Below are 15,729 nucleotides of genomic sequence, written 5' to 3' on the forward strand. Positions count from 1 at the left end.
GGATTATTTAATAAAATAATCCCCATCAAAACTAATTAAAGAGTATTTTCTTTCATCGCCTATACTTGAAACTAGTTCATTAATATCCAAAAAAGTCAAACTATCTGCACCTGTATACTCTCTAACCTCTTCAACGCTTTTATTAGCTGAGATTAATTCTTCAAAAGTAGGTGTATCTATACCATAAATATCAGGAAATTTAATTTCTGGACATGCAATCGCTAAATGGATTTTTCTTGCACCTGCTTGTTTTAAAAGTGCGATGATTTTTTTAGAAGTTGTTCCTCTTACCACACTATCATCAATCACCACTATATCTTTGCCTTCTAAAACTTTTTTCATAGGATTGAGTTTTAATTTTACTTTCAAATTTCTCATTTCTTGAGTTGGCTCTATGAAAGTTCTTCCAACATAATGATTTCTCACTATTGCCATTTCAAGTGGAATTTTTAAATACTGTGCAAAACCTATAGCAGCACTTACACCACTATCTGGAACTGGCACTACAAAATCCACTTTTTCTTTAAATTTTTTAGCCAAGGCTTCACCCATTTTTTTACGCACTTCATATACGCTTTTACCTTCTATAATACTATCAGGTCTAGCAAAATAAATATACTCAAATGCGCAAATTCTTGGATCTGTCTTATCAAATACTTGAATGCTTTCAAACTCATCACTACCTTGAGTAAAAATCAACATCTCGCCTGGTTTTACATCGCGGATAAATTCAGCCTCTATCAAATCAAAAGCACAAGTTTCACTCGCTACAATATACCCACCATCTTTTAATCTACCCAAAGATAAAGGTCTAACCCCATAAGGATCTCTTACGACAAAAAGTTGATTTTTACTAGCAAGCATAAAGCAATACGCTCCCTTGCTTTGAGTCAAGCTTTCTATAAATCTATCTTTTAAAGTTTCTTTTTTGCTTTTCGCTATTAAATGTACCACATTTTCTGTATCCATATTAGAATGAAAAATAGCCCCGTTGTTAATCAATTCTTTTCTAACTTCTTCTTTATTAATCAAATTTCCATTATGCACTAAAGAAATATCACCCAAAGAACAAGTAGCTGCAACAGGTTGGGCATCATGCAAAGAAGAATTTCCTGCAGTAGAATAACGATTATGTCCTATAGCTATCTCGCCTTTTAATCCTGCTAGAATTTGTGTATTAAAAATTTGCCCTACTTCACCTTTAGCTTTGTGTGTTTTGATACTCAAACCATCACTTACGCTAATCCCACTTGCCTCTTGTCCGCGATGTTGCATAGCAAATAAAGCATAATAAGCCACCGTACTTGCATTTTTTGAATTAATTACTCCAACTACTGCACACATTTAAATTCCTAAACAATCATCTATATCATATAAGCCATTTTCTTGAGAAGCTAACCATTTTGCACATTTTATCGCACCTTTTGCAAAAGTAGCTCTTGAAGTAGCCGTATGATTTAATTCTATAAATTCACCTTCATTGTAAAAACCAACCCTATGTGAACCTACTATATCACCGCCTCTTAAACTCATTACCGCGATTTCATCTTTACTTCTTTGCCCAATAATCCCATCTCTACCGCTTACTCTGACCTTTTCTAAGTCTAAATTTCTAGCCTTAGCAACATTTTGTGCTAAAGTCATTGCGGTACCACTTGGAGCATCTTTTTTCTTATTATGGTGCATTTCAAGTATTTCTATATCAAAATCTCTCAAAGCCTCACTAGCTAAATAAGAAAGCTTTTTTAAAATCGCCACACCCAAAGACATATTAGTTGCATAAAGAATAGGCATAGTAATACTTGCACTTTGCATTAACTCATTTTGCTTAGCATCCAAACCTGTAGTACCTATCACCAAAGGCTTGGGATTACTTCTTGCATATAAAAGCAAATCCTCACAACCCTTTGGAGTAGAAAAATCAATAATTACATCACATTTATTAAAAAAATCTTCATAATTTGATCCTTGATCAAAAAACGCACTAGCCTTTGCCTGCTCATCATCTTCTAGGCAAAGTCTTATTTGAGTACCCATACGCCCATTACTTCCATGGATTCCAATATTAATCATTTTAAATCTGCCTTTTTAGAATTTGGAAAATTGTAGCGTTTATTTATTTAAAAGCAAATAACGCTTTTAATTAATCATCCCATTTTTGCCCTAAAAAATTTCCATTTCTATCAAAAAACATTTCCATATTATTACTTAGTTTAATTTCATAACCAAATTCTTCCCAATCCACATCTACAATAAAAGCTCCAGGAAAAGAACTTTGAATTTTATCCATAATAGGTTTAGAAAGCCCATAATAATTTTGCGCATAAGGATTATGCTGAGGCATATGAGGCATATTTTGTTGATATGAATTAGTATTTTGTTGTGTAATATTTGCACTAGCCATTAGCGCTAAAGTTGTACTTAGAATTAGTATTTTTTTCATTTTAGATTCTCCTTGATTTTTTATAGGAGAATCTTAATTAATTTTTGTGAAATTTATGTGAAGATTAATGCAAATTTTCAATATATGCTAAAGCACTAAGTGCTGCTACTGCTCCATCACCTGCTGCACATATTACTTGTTTTGGAGCATCTTTTCTTAAATCACCTGCTGCAAACAACCCTGCTATATTAGTTTGCATTTTAAGATCAACACTCACTTGACCACCTTCTTCCATAGCACATAAAAACTCACCATTTTCTTGTTTTAAGATTTCATTTCTCACATTCAATCCAACAAAGGTAAAAATTCCAGGCACATCAAGATCTCTTTTAGAGCCATCATTAAATGCTATTTTTACCTTATTAACACCCATATTATCACCACAAACCTCATCAACCACTGCATTTGTGATTAATTCTATTTTATCATTATTTCTTACTTTTTCTACCGTTGAAGGCGCTGCTCTAAACTCATCTCTTCTATGGATTAAATATACTTTTGAGCAAATATTAGCTAGATACAATGCCTCTTCTAAGGCTGTATCTCCTCCACCTAAAACAGCTACTTCTTTATTTTTATAAAAAAATCCATCGCAAGTTGCACAAGTACTTACACCTTTGCCAAAAAATTCATCCTCGCCTTTAAAACCTGCACGACGTGGGGTAGAACCTGTACAAATAATAACAGTCTTTGCTTGTTCGACTTTACCATTTTCTAATTTGATATTAAAACTACCATCAGTATTTTTGCTAATTTGTTCTACACCTATCATTTCATGTTTTAAACCAAAACGCATACATTGTTCATTCCATGGAGCCATAAAAGAAATTCCATCTAAAACTTGTGCAACTCCAGGATAATTTTCAATTTCTGAACTTGAAGTTATTTGCCCACCTGGTGTACCTTTTTCAAACATTACAACATTTTTTAATCCACCTCTAGTAGCATATAATCCCGCACTTAAACCAGCAGGGCCACCGCCTATAATAGCTAAATCTAACATCATTATTTTCCTTGTGATTTATTTCAGAGATATTATACAAATTTTTCTTTAATTATAAATAATAAAAATTATTAAATAGTAAAAAATATGAAGAAAAGCCACTAAAAGTGGCTTGAGATTATAAAAGTGAGTTTAGTTTATCTGCTAAAACTTGTTTTGATTGAGCACCAACCAATTGATCAACCACTTCACCATCTTTAAAGAAAAAGATAGTTGGAATAGATCTTACACCAAATTGCGCAGCTAAATCACCTTGCTCTTCTGTATTTACTTTGCAAATTTTAGCCTTGCCATCAAAATCATTTGCAAGCTCATCAATTACCGGTGCAAGCATTCTACAAGGTCCGCACCATGGAGCCCAAAAATCTACTAAAGCTACGCCTTCTTTTGCTTGTGCAAAATTTTCTGCAGTTAAATCAATATATTTTCCCATGTTATCTCCTTTAATTTTTTAAGATTTTATTAGATTAAAATAAACATTCTCTTAATAACTAATGTTTTCTAAAAGTTTTATATCATCTTTATACACGCAAAGTAAATCTAATTGAAAATTTTCATTACTTTTGTGTTTCATAAAGTAATACTCTATGGTTTTAATAATTTTGTTAAATTTTTTGCCATCTAGTCTATAGGCTACTTCATAATTTCCTTGTGTACTTTTAACTTCAATAAAATGTAAAATTTTATCTTTTTTAGCAATAATATCAATTTCTCCAAATTTAGAATGAAAATTTCTTTCTAAAATTTCAAAATCTTTATTTTTAAGATATTCACATGCTATATCTTCACCTTTTATACCAAAAAGATACTGTGATAAAGCCATTTAATCTTCTATTCTCATCATAAAAACATCATCTTTAACAAATTCTTGTTCTTTAAGTTTTTGAGTTAAAATTTGTATATTTTTTTCATAAGTTTGATGAGTAATAAAAAATAAAGTACTACAATCTTGCTTTTCTTTTTTTGGCTTTTGCAAAAAAGTATCGATTGAAATTTGATGTTCACTCATTAATTGCGTAATTTTTGATAAAACACCTATTTTATCTAATACTTTTAATCTTAGATAGTATCTTGTATAAATTTCATCCTTATTTAAAAGCTTATAAGAAGTATCATTTAAATATCCAAAAATAGCACTATTTTTTTCTTTTCTTGCTATATCGATTAAATCTGCTACAACAGCACTTGCAGTTGCCTTGCCACCTGCTCCTGGACCATAGTATAAACTTTCGCCCAAAATATCCCCATCTATACTGATAGCATTCATCACCCCATCAACTTTTGCTAACATTTTATCTTTATTTAACATAACAGGATGAACCCTTAATTCTATTTTTTCATCTTTTATTTTAGCAATACCTAAATGTTTTATGGTGTACTCAAATTCCTTTGCAAAATAAATATCCTCATCGCTTACCTTACTAATACCCTCAATCAAGATATCCTCAGGTTTTACTCTTAGTCCATAAGCAATATTTGCTAAAATTAAAAGCTTGTGCGCAGCATCAAATCCTTCTATATCAAAAGTAGGATCAGCTTCAGCATATCCTAAATCTTGGGCTTTTTTTAATACCTCTTGAAATTTGGCATTATCTTCTGCCATCTTGCTTAAAATATAATTACTTGTGCCATTTAAAATGCCTTTGATAGAAACGATATTATTGGCACTCAAACCCTCTTTTAAAATTTTAATAATAGGAATTCCACCCGCTACACTTGCCTCATAACCAAAAGCTGTATCTTGTGCTAATTTTTCAAGCTCATAACGATGATAAGCAAGTAAAGCTTTATTAGCAGTTACTACTGATTTTTTTCTTTTTAAAATTTTTGAAATTATCTCAAAGGGTAAATCAATACCACCCATTAACTCCACAAATACATCAATATCTTCACGCTCTAAAACCTCATCAATATCATTAACCACAGGAATCAATGCATTTGGCTTTGCACTTCTTGCTAAAGCAATTACCGGAATAATTTCTTCATCACATCTTGCTTTAATTAAATCTTGATTTTTTAACAAAGTTTCTACAACAGCACTTCCTACCGTGCCATAGCCTAAAATCGCTATTTTCATTTTATTCTCTTAAGTATTTTTTGATATTTCTTGCTGCTTGACGAATACGGTTTTCATTTTCTATTAAAGCTATTCTAACATACTCATTACCCGCTTCACCAAAGCCAACTCCAGGACTTACTGCTACATTTGCTTTTTGTAAAAGCTGCTTAGAAAATTCCATACTACCAAGATGGGCCTTGCTTTGAGGGAGTTTTGCCCAAACAAACATACTTGCATTAGGCTTTTTTAATTCCCATCCTGCTTGGTAAAATGATTCCAGTAAGACTTCCAATCTTTTTGCATAAGTTGCCTTAATCTCTTCAACACAAGTTTGATCTCCATCTAAAGCTACAGTAGCAGCAACTTGTATAGGCGTATACATACCATAATCAAACCAAGATTTGATCTTTTTCAAAGCCGCAATTAAGCGTTTATTACCTACCACAAAACCTACACGCCAACCTGCCATGTTGTAAGATTTTGAAAGTGTATAGGTTTCTACTGCTACATCTTTAGCACCTTCAACTTCAAAAATCGAAGGAGTTTTATAAGAGCCAAAAGTTAAGTCCGCATAAGCAATATCAGAAATAATATAAAATCTTTCTTTTTTTGCCATAGCAACCAATCTCTCATAAAAACTTTTTTCCACTGTAACTGTTGTAGGATTATGCGGAAAATTTACCACTACATATTTTGGACGTGGAATACTTTCATGCAGTGTTTTTTGTAAATTTTCAAAAAAAGTATTTTCGTTTAATTCATAATTTTCATTAAAATCAAAATTCATAGTTGCTACATTACCACCTGCTATGATAAAAGCTTGAGTATGTATAGGATAAGCAGGTGTAGGCACAATAGCTACATCCCCTGGGTTAATAACAGCTCTTGCTAAATTTACAAAGCCTTCTTTAGAGCCCATCGTTACAACTACTTCACTTTCAGGATCTAAATCAACATCATATTTTCTTTTATACCAATTACAAATTGCAAGTCTTAGTTTATAAATTCCACTCGAAGCAGAATACCCTGAAGTTTTGTCTTTATTTGCACTTTCGCAAAGCTTGTCTATAATATGCTGAGGAGTTTTGCCATCAGGATTTCCCATAGAAAAATCTATTATATCCTCCCCTGCTCTTCTTGCTGCCATTTTAATCGCATTAACTTCAGCAAAAACATAATTTGGAAGTCTTTCTATGGTATTAAAATGAATTTCTTCAAACATCGTCCGTCCTTTTTAGCGTCTTAAGTAAATTTTTAAACCCCTTTTTATATTATCAAGGCTAAACATATCTCCTATAATAGCATATTTTGCGCCCAATGGTATATTTACATTTACTTCATTTTGCTTATGTGTATTTTCTACACCTTGTATAAAATTCAAGTTTTTATCTAAAAATTGAATTTTGCAAAACCAAGAATCAAGATTGTGCGCACTAAGCTCCATACTTTTTGCACCTTGCAAATCAATAATATATTCTCTTAAAGGTTTGTTTAATTGAGTAATAGTATTTAATGGAATTTGAGTATTGACTTTAGGTTTTGCTTTTGAAAAATCTAGCTCATATTCATAATTTAACTCTGAAATTTTATAAATATCTTTAATAAAAACAGAACTACCCAACAAAGCCTTATAAAAAACTCCTGGATCAAGCATATACTGAGAATCTACGGCTAACTTATATGTGATATAGTTTTCCCTTAAAGTTAATTCAGTTGGTATAAAATAAATATAACCTAGTTCATTTAAAGTATCATTGATTGTTTTAAAAAACAAAACAGAATCAGCTTGGGCTTTAAAACTAAAAGTTAAAGTTTTTGGCTCATTTAATATAAAATTTGCCAAAGAATTGGTTTTTAAAATTTGAGAAATAGTGTAAATATCTACGTTTCCGCGCTCATCTTTATAATCATTTCTTGCAAACAAAAGTTCCAATTGTGCATCTTTAGAATTATCATTAACAATATGCTTAGCAACTTCTAAAGCACTTAGCGCAAAAGCATTAAGAGCAAAAAAAATGGAAAATATTAAAATTCTTACCATAATTTTCCTCTATTTTCTTTTATAAACTCAGCTTTTGTAATTTGTTTGATTTTACCATCTTTAATCATTAAAAACTTAGACACGCCATTTTTAAACTCTAAAGTATTATTATTCTCATCATTTAAACTAAAAGCAGCATGACCTGTAGTAATAAGCATATCTTTATCTAAAGATAAAATATAATCATTTTTAACAGTCAAAGAACTTTTTCTAAAAGTTTTTAAATCCACCATACCAAGCCAAAGCTCAGCGCTTGGTTTTATAATACTTTCTTTAAGCAAAACCATATTTTCTTCAGGCATATTTAAACTAGTATTACCCTCTAATGTTTCTTCTATAGTATTATTACTCTCATCTATTGGTTCTAAAATAGCACTTGTATTTGTTTCATTGTTTTCTGTGGTTTCATCAGCAAAAAAATTAAGAACTGGAGTTTCATTCTCATCAACTTTTTCTTCTAAGATAATTTGTTCTTGATTTAGCACATTAGTAGTATTTTCATCTAGTGTGGAACTTTGGAAAAATCTTGAAACACCCCAAGCTAAAGCCACTATCAAAAGCACTACTACTATAATCACAATATACCATACACTTGAGCTTTCTTTGGTATATGAGTTCATTCTAGGAGCAATATGCACATGATTTTTTTTCTCAATACCATTTTCTTCTAAATAGGCATGATATTCTTCTAAAAAGTTAGAAAAATCAAGCTCATATTCTCTTTGTAAAATTTTGATAAAACCATTTATATTAAAACGAGATAAAGACTTAAAATCTTTTTTAATAATATATTCAAGACAAGTTATTTCTATTTGTGTTCTTTTTTGAACTTCTAATAAATTTAAATCTTCTAATTTTTTCCAACTATCCATTTTTCATCCTATCGCAAAGTATTGCAAATGCTGCACTAACATTTAAACTATCAAAATCATTGTGCATTTTTATCCCCACACATTCATCGCATTTTTTAAGCACCTTTGGTGCTATACCAAAACCCTCACTTCCCATAATCAAAACTTTTTTATTTTTGGCCTTGATAGTATGTATATCACTACCTCCGCTTGCACTAGCATAGATATAAAAACCTTTTTGTTTTAATTCATTTATCATGCTTAAAATATCATCATTTAAAACTATTTTCATATCTAAAGCCGCGCCACTACTTGCACGAATAACTCCATCCATAGCCACACTTTTAGCTACCAAAATAATCCCATCAGCACCCAAAGCATAAGCACTACGCACGATAGCGCCTATATTTCCAACATCGCTAATATTATATAAAATAACTATAAAATCTTTTTCTTTTAAACTCTCAAAAGAGCTAAATTCAAAATCATCAATTTCCATTAAAAAACCTTGATGATTTCCACCTCTTGCCAAACTTTGCGCGGCCTTAAAATCAAGTTTTTTAATTTTTTTTGATGCCTTTGCTATTTTTGAAAAATCAGCTTTTTCACATTCTTTTGCTAAATAAATTTCTTTAATTTTTTCTTTGTGCTTTTCTAAGATATAAAAAAACACTTGCTTACCATAAACTATCATTTTTAAATAATAACCAAATTCAACTTAAAAGCAGTTTTTGATAATTTTCTTTTGGAGATTTCGCATTGATTTTTGAAAGAAGCTTTGCCTTTGTTTTTAAAGGCAAATCAAGTTCATAAATATCTTGCTCACACAAGGTATTTTGGTGAAATTGCTTTTCTTTAGCACTTACGACTACACACCATTCGCCACGCAAGTTCATTGTTTTTAATTTTTCTAAAGTTTCTAAGGCATTTGCTCTAAATTTGGCTTCAAATTTCTTTGTTGCTTCTTTTATGATAAAAATTTCTCTTAAAGGATCAATTTTACTAATTTCTTCTACTAAATTAAGTATCCTAGTAGGTGCTTCATAGACTATACTAGGATAAGGATTAAGCATTAAATTTTCAATATCTTTTTGTCTTTGAGGATTTTTATTAGCCAAAAAACCCATAAAAATAAATTCTTTTTTACAAAATGCACTTGAAACTAATGCAAGTAAAGCAGCATTTGACCCTGCCAAGACTTCATAATCAATATTATTTTTAACGGCATATTCAATTAAAAATTGCCCCGGATCGCTAATACCTGGCATACCCGCATCACTCAAATATGCAACATCTTGTTTAAAAAAATCATCATCTATTTTTGCTAAAAAATCTTTTTCATTATGAGTATGTAAGGCTAAATATTTATCAGGTTTTATTTCTAAATTAAATTTTTCATTAAGGAGATGAACTAAGGATTTGCAAACTCTCGTATCTTCGCATAAAAAGAGTTTGCATTTTTGTAAAATTTCTAAAGAATGAAAAGAAATATCGTTTAAATTTCCTATGGGCGTAGGAATAAAATATAACATTATTGCATTGCGTATTTTTTCTTAAATTTCTCTACACGACCCGCAGCATCTACGATTTTTTCACTACCTGTAAAAAATGGATGACAACTTGAGCAAATATCAACTTTAATTTCTGGTTTATTTGACTTAGTAGTAAAAGAATTTCCACAAGCACAACTAACTTTGCATTCTACATATTCTGGGTGAATTTCTTTTTTCATTGTTTATCCTTTTTCAAAACATTAAGGCGTAATTATATAAATTTTTATATAAAAAATAGCTAAATTTAAGCATGTTTTTAAATTATGAATTTTGAAGCAACCCCTATTAAAGCTGTTTGCGCTTTAAGTATAAAATCAGCCTGTAATTTTGCTTTTTTTACATTCTCCCCTCTTTCTTTTTGCGAAAATCCACCTTCAGCGCCTATTAAAAACACATGCTCACTAGGTTCAAATCTCATCAAATCTTCACCTTCAAAGTCTATTAAAACAATATTTTTATAAACTTGCTGAAATTTTTTAAAATCACCAAAGCTTTCAAGCTCCATTAAAGAGGCACGACCGCATTGCTGGGATGATTCTATAAGAATCTTTTCCATTCTTTTAAAATCTAATTTAAAATTCTTTTGTGAATAATCCATATACACAAAAGAAAGCTTTGCTACTCCAAGCTCGTTTAAAAAAGGTAAGGTTTTTTCTATAATCTTTGGATCAATCACCGCTAAAGCTAGGTGTAAATGCGTTTTTAATTCTTGTTTTTCTTCTTTTTTATCAAGTAAATTTAATGCACATGAGCGTCTAGAAAACTCTATGCATTCATAAGTATAAGCAAAAAAATCTTTTAAATTTTTTAATATGATTTTATCGCCTACTTTAATTCTTCTAGCTTTTAAATGCAAGAAAGCTTCATTTTCTAGCTCTAAATTTAAAGCACCACTTTGTGGGTGATATAAAAATCGCATTAAAAATAAAACCTTTGAAGCAAATAAGGCACAAAAAGTAAAAATATACCCGAACACAAAATAAAAAAGCTTAAAAATCTAAATTTAGCATAACGTTTGAACAATCTTGCTTTTTTAAATAAAACAAATTGATAAATAGCCAAAGCAAAGATAAAAATCCAACAAAACCACATAGAAAGCATGTATAAATTTAGCTCAAAATGCTTTAAAGCCCAAAGCAAACTTCCTGTAAAAAGTGTAATTGCTAAAAATAAATAATAAATTGGCAAAAATAGGCGAATTCTTTTTATAAAAATAAACTCTTGCGAAAAACTACTTTGAGTTAAATACAAATAAAACAACATTAAAAAGCCATTTGCGTATAAACTATATACATGCAATGCTAAAAAAAACTCATAACTTTGATCCATCACTGTCCTTGTGTGTTATTTTCATCTTTGATATCATCATCTACAGGTATAGGAAGCGTATCATCATCTATAATCACATTAGAATCACTTTGCTCAATTTGAACTTGCTCAGTCTGCACCTCTTTTTTTACGCTTGTATCTTCTTGACTTGAGCAAGCAATAAAAAACAATAATGGCACAATCAATAAAATCTTTTTCATTACACCTCCTTTTGATTAATAAAAACAAAATTTGCATCTTGAAGTTTTTTAAAAAAATCTTTATCTTTCCATTCATCGCTTATAGCTTGTGAAAATTCAATATCTGCCAAATTTATCTTTGGTAAAAACTCACTATAAGCATCTTCTCTAAAACCTTGTGCATAGCCTGTTCTTGTTTCATGCACAATAATACTTTTTAAGCTAACACCTTGCTCGCCATTGACCATCTTAGTCTTTAAAAGCAAGGTATCTATCAGTACAAAAAATATGCGTACAAAATTTTCTGCACTTACATTCACAGGTAAACTTACCCATCTTTGTGAGTGTTTTTTCATATCTTCTAAATAAACTTTATCATCATCTTTAAAAAGCGTAATAGCATGATCAAAACTATCAATAATTTGTTTTATTTCATCTTTTAACAAACCAAAATCATATACCATTCCCGCATTGTCAAGGTATTTACTCTCAAGTAAAATTTCTACCTTATAAGAGTGTCCATGTATGCTTGTTTTACATCGCTTGGAGCTACAAAATCTAACAATATGAGCATTTTCAAATTCAAACATTTTTCTAATAATCATACGCCTTCTTTATCTCCCCAAATTCTAATATGCAATCTATCGGAGTAATTATATCCATTTTTTATACAAAATTCAGCAATACTTAAGGCATTTTTAGAAATTTCTTCTTCACTTGACCCCATAGGCATACAAAATACCTCATTTTCACAAATTTGTAAAATTTCATTAATTTCGCCTAAGGCTTTACTTTCTTGTAAAAAATCCTTATCTAAAACAAATTTATAAAAACTATCTTTAGCATAATATTTAAAAGCTTTCAATGCTTTTTCATTAATCCTTTTTTCTTTTTTTACACCACTATTGCTAAGCTTTACTCCTAAAGCAAAATAACATTTTTTATACAAAGGATATTTTTCAAAATCAATTTCAATACTTGCATTGGTTTCAAAATGCACTTTAAAGTCATTTTCTAAAAGTAAATTAATAAAACACAAAAAATCTTTATTTTGATAATTTAATAAAGGCTCACCACCTGTAATAACAACCATAGCTTTGTGTGAATTTGCTAGTTTTAAAACCTCATCAAAAAGCTTTACTGAAGTATATGTTTTATAACAAGTTTTAAATTCTTTGGTAAAAACAGCTCTTATAGTATCACAACCCAAAAGTATTTTAGAATCTTTTTCTTTTTTTACTCCAAAGCCTATACAGTTAAAATTACACCCAGCAAACCTTACAAATACAGCTAAATTTCCACTATATTTTCCCTCACCTTGCAAGCTTAAAAAAGTTTCAACAACTTCCATTATCCACCTGTTTGATAAAAGGCTCTTGTAGAACTTTGATTGGCTTCATTTTCTGCCCATCTATTTTTTTCTGATTTATTTTTTATCACGGTTTTTAAAACCTCACAAGCACCTGCTATGTCTTTATTACGTATAGCCTTTTTAATGCTTAAAGCTTCATCATAATATAAACAAGGTATTAAAAGCCCTTCAGCTGAAAGTCTTATACGGTTACAACTATCACAAAAATCATGGCTATGTGGATCAATAATGCCAAACTCATACCCATCTTCAAGCTCATAAATAGTCGCAGGCGCGTTAGGGGTTTTTTGTCCTTCTTTAAAAGAATATTTTTGAGCAATAATATTTAAAATTTCTGCTGATTTTAAGCCTTTTAAATCCCCATAAGCATGATAATTTTCCATAAATTCTATAAAGCGAATTTGGCTTTTGCGTGCTTTGGCAAATTCTAAAAGATCGATAAATTCACTATCATTAATCCCTTTAAGAGCTACGGTGTTAAATTTAATATTAAAGCCTAATTCTAAAGCCTCATTAATACCATTTAATACATCTTTAAGTATATTTTTTTGGGCTAACTTAAAAGCCACTTCTTCTTTTAAGGTATCTAAAGAGATATTAATTCTTTTTAAACCTGCCTGTCTTAAATCTTTTGCTTGTTGTTTTAACAAAGAAGCATTAGTAGTAAGTGCTAAGTCTATATCCTGCTTATACTCACTAATCATAGCAATAAATTTATGCAAATCTTTTCTTACTAAAGGCTCACCGCCTGTAATACGAATTTTCTTAATCCCTTCATCAATGCAAACTTTAACAAACATGAAAAGTTCTTCAAAAGATAAAAGGTTTTCCTTAGCACTCCATTCAAATGGAGTTTTTGGCATACAATAAAGGCAACGAAAATTACATCTTTGTGTTACTGAAATTCTTAAATAATCTATCACTCTTCCATAACTATCTACCAACATCAAAGGCCTTTATAATAATTTATTAAATTTCAAAATAAGCTCAACTCTGCCCATGCCTATACGCAAATCTTTGGCAATTTGCTCAATGGATTTTTTTTGATTAAAAAGCTCTATTACCTTTTGTTCTTCATTATCATAGCTTGGGCTTAATTTTGTAATACTTTGGGTTTTTTGTTCTAAATTTAATAAACGATTTTTTTGCTCACTTTGAAATTCTTCAATCACCTCTTCTACTTCTTTTAAAGCACTTAAAATAGGAATGATATTTTGATTAATTTTTTGTTCTAGCACTTGCAAAAGTTCTTCTTTTAGCTCTTCTTTAATGGCTTCAGTATCTATTTCTTCTTTTTCTTGTTCTTGTTCATCTAAACTTTCTTTTTTTAAATAATGATATTGCTTGTTTAAATCTTCTATCATCTTACCAAGCTCATTAATTTTAGCAATACTTTCTTTTTCTTTTATCATCATATAAGCAAACATAGCAAAAATTAATAAAGCTACCACAAGCCACAATAATAAATCACTACCCATTTTCTTGCTCCTTTAAAATCTTAATCATCGCTCTTTGCATATTTGCCACAAAATTATCATACACAAGCTCATCTTCTGCTTTTATTTGTGTGATTTTTGCCTCATTTTCATTTAAAGCTTTAAAAAAAATACTAATTTTTTGACCATTTAACTCAAATCTTGCATAATATTCCTCATCTTGAGTCAAACACTTTTCTTTAAATTGAATGTGTGCAAAATTTACACCCACCACAAAGGCTTTATATTTTAAATCTGTAAATAATTTTGTTTTATTGATATCATTTTTTATCAAATACAATTCTTGTTTTATATCCATAAGCAAATCAAAAATAATTTGCTCACCTTCACTAAATTCCACTCTTGAGGCAAGCTTTTTCCATTTACTTAAATTGACATAATTATTACTTGAAAGATATTCTTGTAAAAACTCTTCATATCTTTCTTTGCTCTCTTCAAACTCAAGCTCTAACGAGCTTTTAAAAAATTTTATCTCCATAAAAGATCAACCCAAATAAATATAAAAAACACTATACTTAAATATCCATTTAAAGTAAAAAATGCTTTATCAATTTTTGCAAAATTCTTTCTAACAATGCGGTGTTCAAAAAATAAAATAATCGCACTAATTATCACGCCTAAAAAGGCAATATTTCCTGTTGGAGCCACCCAGACAAATAAAAGCCAAAAAAGTACTGCTAAAACATGACAAAACGCTGAGATAAATAAGGTTGCTTCAAGTCCAAATTTAGCAGGTATAGAGTACAAGTCTGTTTTTTTATCATATTCCATATCTTGCAAAGCATAAAGCAAATCAAAACCAGCTGTCCAAAAAGTAACACCCAAACACAAAATCACACTATAAATTTCAATACTTCCCAAAACTACAATGCTACCTGCAATAGGAGCAAGCCCTAGGCAAAATCCTAATACTAAATGCGCTAAGGATGAAAATCTTTTAAAAGCTGAATAAATAGCTAAAATAAATAATACCGGCAAGGAAAGAGCAAAAGCTAGCTTATTAATAAAATAACTTGCCAAAACAAAAATAATAGCATTTAAAACAATAAAAAGTAAAATACTAGTTTTACCTATACGCCCATCGATATTAGGTCTATTTGCACACCTTGGATTATTTTTATCAATATCCTCATCCATCAAACGATTAATCGCCATTGCAAAATTTCTTGCACTCACTGCACAAATAACACCCAAAAATAAAGCCTTAAAGCCAAACCAAGTGCTATCATTTAAAATAACAGAAGCCACAATCATTGAAGTGAATAAAAAAGGTAGGGCAAAAATAGAATGCTTAAAAACTATCAAGTCTAAAATATCTTTCAATTTTTCTTTTAATATAGGCATTTTTTCTCTTTATAATATATTTTTGTTATGATTTTACTAAAATAATTTTAAATTTAGGA

General features: G+C 30.0%; 22 protein-coding genes. All 22 read right to left on the bottom strand.

The window, feature by feature from the left end; genetic code table 11:
* Positions 1-3: 3 nt before the first annotated feature.
* On the bottom strand, positions 4-1,344 hold the full coding sequence (purF, locus tag L8U98_RS04850) for an amidophosphoribosyltransferase (RefSeq protein WP_220555473.1): 1,341 nt from the start codon (positions 1,342-1,344) through the stop codon (positions 4-6).
* The gene (gene dapB / locus L8U98_RS04855; RefSeq protein WP_263663887.1) at positions 1,345-2,073 is read right to left on the bottom strand and encodes a 4-hydroxy-tetrahydrodipicolinate reductase; all 729 of its coding nucleotides are present in this window, start codon (positions 2,071-2,073) and stop codon (positions 1,345-1,347) included. It abuts the gene before it with no gap.
* 70 nt (positions 2,074-2,143) lie between these two features.
* Entirely contained in the window at positions 2,144-2,443 is a 300-nt protein-coding gene (locus L8U98_RS04860; protein WP_070255351.1) for a PepSY-like domain-containing protein, read from the bottom strand.
* Between the two features lie 64 nt (positions 2,444-2,507).
* Positions 2,508-3,446, bottom strand: coding sequence for a thioredoxin-disulfide reductase (trxB, locus tag L8U98_RS04865; RefSeq protein ID WP_263725197.1), 939 nt, complete (start codon positions 3,444-3,446; stop codon positions 2,508-2,510).
* A 118-nt stretch (positions 3,447-3,564) separates the two neighbouring features.
* The gene (gene trxA / locus L8U98_RS04870; protein WP_012662110.1) at positions 3,565-3,879 is read right to left on the bottom strand and encodes a thioredoxin; all 315 of its coding nucleotides are present in this window, start codon (positions 3,877-3,879) and stop codon (positions 3,565-3,567) included.
* A gap of 51 nt (positions 3,880-3,930) precedes the next feature.
* On the bottom strand, positions 3,931-4,269 hold the full coding sequence (locus tag L8U98_RS04875; RefSeq protein WP_220555475.1) for a YraN family protein: 339 nt from the start codon (positions 4,267-4,269) through the stop codon (positions 3,931-3,933).
* Positions 4,270-5,523, bottom strand: coding sequence for a homoserine dehydrogenase (locus L8U98_RS04880; RefSeq protein WP_263725171.1), 1,254 nt, complete (start codon positions 5,521-5,523; stop codon positions 4,270-4,272). It lies immediately after the preceding gene.
* Between the two features lies 1 nt (position 5,524).
* Entirely contained in the window at positions 5,525-6,727 is a 1,203-nt protein-coding gene (locus L8U98_RS04885) for an LL-diaminopimelate aminotransferase (protein WP_263725172.1), read from the bottom strand.
* Positions 6,728-6,739: 12 nt separating this feature from the next.
* Positions 6,740-7,546, bottom strand: a complete 807-nt coding sequence (locus L8U98_RS04890; protein WP_263663884.1) for a hypothetical protein — start codon at positions 7,544-7,546, stop codon at positions 6,740-6,742.
* A complete protein-coding gene (locus tag L8U98_RS04895) occupies positions 7,540-8,418 on the bottom strand; it encodes a hypothetical protein (protein WP_263725173.1) in 879 nt (292 codons plus the stop codon). Before L8U98_RS04895 ends, L8U98_RS04890 begins: the two co-directional genes overlap by 7 nt.
* Positions 8,411-9,091: a 23S rRNA (guanosine(2251)-2'-O)-methyltransferase RlmB gene (gene rlmB, locus L8U98_RS04900; RefSeq protein ID WP_263663882.1), complete on the bottom strand. Its 681-nt coding sequence runs from the start codon at positions 9,089-9,091 to the stop codon at positions 8,411-8,413. The genes L8U98_RS04895 and rlmB overlap by 8 nt, the downstream gene beginning before the upstream one ends.
* A 19-nt stretch (positions 9,092-9,110) precedes the next feature.
* On the bottom strand, positions 9,111-9,929 hold the full coding sequence (gene rsmI / locus L8U98_RS04905; protein WP_263663881.1) for a 16S rRNA (cytidine(1402)-2'-O)-methyltransferase: 819 nt from the start codon (positions 9,927-9,929) through the stop codon (positions 9,111-9,113).
* Complete coding sequence (rpmE, locus tag L8U98_RS04910; RefSeq protein WP_012662118.1) at positions 9,929-10,129, bottom strand: 50S ribosomal protein L31; 201 nt, start codon at positions 10,127-10,129, stop codon at positions 9,929-9,931. The genes rsmI and rpmE overlap by 1 nt, the downstream gene beginning before the upstream one ends.
* 77 nt (positions 10,130-10,206) lie before the next feature.
* A complete protein-coding gene (locus L8U98_RS04915; protein WP_173776935.1) occupies positions 10,207-10,869 on the bottom strand; it encodes a 16S rRNA (uracil(1498)-N(3))-methyltransferase in 663 nt (220 codons plus the stop codon).
* Positions 10,869-11,279, bottom strand: coding sequence for a hypothetical protein (locus tag L8U98_RS04920; protein ID WP_039668881.1), 411 nt, complete (start codon positions 11,277-11,279; stop codon positions 10,869-10,871). Before L8U98_RS04920 ends, L8U98_RS04915 begins: the two co-directional genes overlap by 1 nt.
* The gene (locus L8U98_RS04925) at positions 11,279-11,479 is read right to left on the bottom strand and encodes a hypothetical protein (RefSeq protein ID WP_039668882.1); all 201 of its coding nucleotides are present in this window, start codon (positions 11,477-11,479) and stop codon (positions 11,279-11,281) included. Before L8U98_RS04925 ends, L8U98_RS04920 begins: the two co-directional genes overlap by 1 nt.
* Positions 11,479-12,063: a 6-pyruvoyl trahydropterin synthase family protein gene (locus tag L8U98_RS04930; RefSeq protein WP_012662122.1), complete on the bottom strand. Its 585-nt coding sequence runs from the start codon at positions 12,061-12,063 to the stop codon at positions 11,479-11,481. The genes L8U98_RS04925 and L8U98_RS04930 overlap by 1 nt, the downstream gene beginning before the upstream one ends.
* A complete protein-coding gene (locus tag L8U98_RS04935; protein WP_263725174.1) occupies positions 12,060-12,809 on the bottom strand; it encodes a 7-carboxy-7-deazaguanine synthase QueE in 750 nt (249 codons plus the stop codon). The genes L8U98_RS04930 and L8U98_RS04935 overlap by 4 nt, the downstream gene beginning before the upstream one ends.
* Positions 12,809-13,777, bottom strand: a complete 969-nt coding sequence (gene moaA / locus L8U98_RS04940; protein WP_263702297.1) for a GTP 3',8-cyclase MoaA — start codon at positions 13,775-13,777, stop codon at positions 12,809-12,811. The genes L8U98_RS04935 and moaA overlap by 1 nt, the downstream gene beginning before the upstream one ends.
* 9 nt (positions 13,778-13,786) lie before the next feature.
* The gene (locus tag L8U98_RS04945; RefSeq protein WP_070255378.1) at positions 13,787-14,308 is read right to left on the bottom strand and encodes a hypothetical protein; all 522 of its coding nucleotides are present in this window, start codon (positions 14,306-14,308) and stop codon (positions 13,787-13,789) included.
* Positions 14,301-14,804, bottom strand: coding sequence for a hypothetical protein (locus tag L8U98_RS04950; RefSeq protein ID WP_263725175.1), 504 nt, complete (start codon positions 14,802-14,804; stop codon positions 14,301-14,303). Before L8U98_RS04950 ends, L8U98_RS04945 begins: the two co-directional genes overlap by 8 nt.
* Positions 14,795-15,670, bottom strand: a complete 876-nt coding sequence (mqnP, locus tag L8U98_RS04955) for a menaquinone biosynthesis prenyltransferase MqnP (RefSeq protein ID WP_263725176.1) — start codon at positions 15,668-15,670, stop codon at positions 14,795-14,797. The genes L8U98_RS04950 and mqnP overlap by 10 nt, the downstream gene beginning before the upstream one ends.
* Positions 15,671-15,729: the final 59 nt, after the last annotated feature.

The organism is Campylobacter sp. RKI_CA19_01128 (assembly GCF_025771175.1).
Lineage (GTDB): Bacteria > Campylobacterota > Campylobacteria > Campylobacterales > Campylobacteraceae > Campylobacter_D.